The following is a 2,864-nucleotide window of genomic DNA, read 5'->3' on the forward strand; positions in this document are numbered from 1 at the left end:
CGCTCATCGGCCGCCCTCCGGCGGTGTGGGCACGCCTTCGCGCAGTCGTGACAGCCAGCGTGTCGCCTCGTCGCTGCCCGGCGGCGGTGCGCCGGCCGCCGTCCCGGTCGGCCAGGAACCCAGGTATCTCACATCTGCACAACGACGGTGGAGCGCTTTGAGTGCCTCGGCGACCGCATCGTCATCGACGTGGCCCACCCAGTCGAGAAAGAACACGTAGGTGCCGAGTTCGGTGCGGGTGGGCCGCGACTCGATGCGGGTCAGGTCGATGTCGCGGATCGACAGTTCGGTCATCGCCGCGACCAGCGCGCCGGGGGTGTTCGGCAGGCGCAGCGCGACCGAGGTGCGGTCGGCGCCGGTGCGGGGGGGGGGCGGCGCGGGCCGCCCCACGAGAACGAAGCGGGTGCGGGCGTTCGGTTCGTCGACGACACCCGAGGCGAGGCTGCGCAGCCCGTAGCGTTCGGCCGCCAGCGCCGTGCTGACCCCGGCGTCGGCGCGTCCGCCCGCCACGTCGGCGGCCGCGGCGGCGTTGGAGTGGGCGGGGACCAGGTGCGCGGACGGCAGGTGTTCGGCCAGCCAGCGACGCACCTGGGCGGCGGCGACCGGGAAGGCGGCGACGGTCGCGACGTCGCCGTCGTGATCGGGGCGCACCACGATGCTGAACGACACGGCGAGGGTGAGTTCGGCGAAGATCTGCAGCGGCGCGCCCACCGCGAGGCTGTCGAGCGTCGGCAGCACCGAGCCCTCGATGGAGTTCTCGATGGGCACGCACGCGTAGTCGGCCTCGCCGGACCGCACGGCCTCGAGCCCGGCCGGCGTGCTGTCGGTCGGCACGGGCGTCACCGGACCGTCGCCGGGGACCATCGCGCCGGAGGTCATCTGCAACAACGCCGACTCGGTGAACGTCCCCTCGGGGCCGAGGTAGGCGATGCGCGGCACGTCCCAACACTATCCGCTGTCCGGGATTCCCCTGGGCAAAGCCTTGCGCGACCAAGAGGTCCGTTGTTAAGTAAGGCTTACCTCACCAACCGGAAGGCAGCGCGATGGCCCACACCCCACCGACGAACGCACCGACGACGGCACGGACCGCACCGTCCACCGCCGAGCGAATCCGCAGCGCATGCGCCCGCGGCGGCGGTGCGATGCTCGCCGTGGAGGGTGTCGACCCGGTCAGCACGCCGGTGCACCACCTCCTCGGCGACGGATCCTTCGCGATCACCGTCCCGGTCGGGGTTCCGCTGAGCGCGATGGTCGGATCGGCCGGCGCCGCGGGCGTGCAGGCGGTGCTCGAGATGACCGACTACGCGCCACTGCCGCTGCGCGAACCGGTGCGATCGCTGGTCTGGATCCGCGGACGGGTGCACGCCGTGCCGAGCGCCGACGTCTCCGCCCTGCTCGACCTGATCGCCAGGGACGACCCCAATCCCGCCCTGCTGCAGGTCAACTCGGGCGACCACTCGCGCTACGCGCTGATGCGGCTGGAGATCGAGTCGGTCGTGGTCGCCGACGCGACCGGCGCCGAGTCCGTGGGCGTCTCCGCGCTGCTCGCCGCCCGGCCCGACCCCTTCTGCGCGATGGAGTCCTGCTGGCTGCAGCACATGGAGTCGGCGCATCGGGACGTGGTCGACCGCCTGGCCGGCCGGCTGCCCGCCGCGATGCGACGCGGCCGGGTGCGCCCGCTGGGCCTGGACCGCTACGGCGTCCAGCTGCGGGTCGAGGACCCCGCCGGAGACCACGACGTGCGCCTGCCGTTCGCCAAACCCGTCGACGACGTGACCGGCCTGAGCCAGGCCATCCGGGTGCTCATGGGCTGCCCGTTCCTCAACGGACTGCAGGCCCGACGCGTGGAGCGGCCCGGCGGCTAGCGTATGGGCGGTGAACCGGCCGTCCGACGCGTTGCCCGACCTGCTGGACCACGGACAGCGCCGTGCGCTGCGCATCGAGATCGTCATCGTCCTCGCCGTCACATTCGGCCTCAGCGCGTACACCGCGCTGCTGCGCCTGCTCGAAGCCGTCCTGCTGGGGCTGTCCGGTCAGGTGGTGGCGCTCAATCCGCGCCGGTCCACCTACGGCTTCATCGACCTCGGGCTGAACCTGGCCGGCGTCTTCCAGCTGCTGGCCTGGGGTGCGCTCGGCGTGTATCTGTTGTGGCGCAGCGGGTTCCGGCCCGCCGACATCGGCCTCGCCCGCCCGCGAGCGCGCCCCGACCTGCTCGGCGGGCTCGGGCTGGCCGCACTGATCGGACTCCCCGGGTTGGCGCTGTACCAGCTCGCCCGCGTCCTGGGCATCAACGCCTCGGTCGAACCCGCCGAACTCTACGACACCTGGTGGCGCATCCCGGTGCTGTTGGCGATGGCGTTCGCCAACGGGTGGGCCGAGGAGATCATCGTCGTCGGGTTCCTGCTGACCCGGCTGCGGCAGCTGCGGGTCAACCCGATGATCGCGATCGTCGCGGCCGGCCTGCTGCGCGGCGCCTACCACCTGTACCAGGGGTTCGGCGCCGGGTTGGGCAACATCGCGATGGGACTGGTGTTCGGCTACGTCTGGTACCGCACCGGACGGCTGTGGCCGCTCATCATCGCGCACGCCCTGATCGACGCGGTGGCGTTCGTCGGATACTCGCTGCTGGCCGGCCACCTCGGCTGGCTGCAGTGATCCCGGGGGATGTGCACGTACATTTCTCGCTGTGAACCCCAATCGGCCGGAGCGCGGCAGGCGTGACCCGCGCGAGGCCGCGCGGGGGCCGAACGCCCCGCGGGAGCCGTCGCAGGTGATCCGCCGCGCCCCCGGCCACCGGCCGCCGCCCGCGTGGCCGCCCAACCCGCCGAGCCCACCGCCCCGGGTGCCACCCCCGGCCCGCGGTC

General features: G+C 72.9%; 3 protein-coding genes. 2 read left to right on the forward strand and 1 reads right to left on the reverse strand.

The annotated features are described in order from the left end of the window. Positions 1 to 3: 3 nt before the first annotated feature. Positions 4 to 939, reverse strand: a complete 936-nt coding sequence (pheA, locus tag AU196_RS19265; RefSeq protein ID WP_059096676.1) for a prephenate dehydratase — start codon at positions 937 to 939, stop codon at positions 4 to 6. 104 nt (positions 940 to 1,043) lie between these two features. On the opposite strand from pheA, the gene AU196_RS19270 reads away from it, so the two are divergent. Beyond that, positions 1,044 to 1,865 (forward strand): DUF2470 domain-containing protein, encoded by an 822-nt coding sequence (locus AU196_RS19270; protein ID WP_059096677.1) that lies wholly within the window; start codon positions 1,044 to 1,046, stop codon positions 1,863 to 1,865. A 10-nt stretch (positions 1,866 to 1,875) separates the two neighbouring features. Beyond that, positions 1,876 to 2,655: a CPBP family intramembrane glutamic endopeptidase gene (locus AU196_RS19275; RefSeq protein WP_059096678.1), complete on the forward strand. Its 780-nt coding sequence runs from the start codon at positions 1,876 to 1,878 to the stop codon at positions 2,653 to 2,655. Positions 2,656 to 2,864 lie beyond the last annotated feature (209 nt).

The organism is Mycobacterium sp. IS-1742 (genome assembly GCF_001500125.1).
In the GTDB taxonomy this organism is placed as follows: Bacteria; Actinomycetota; Actinomycetes; order Mycobacteriales; family Mycobacteriaceae; genus Mycobacterium.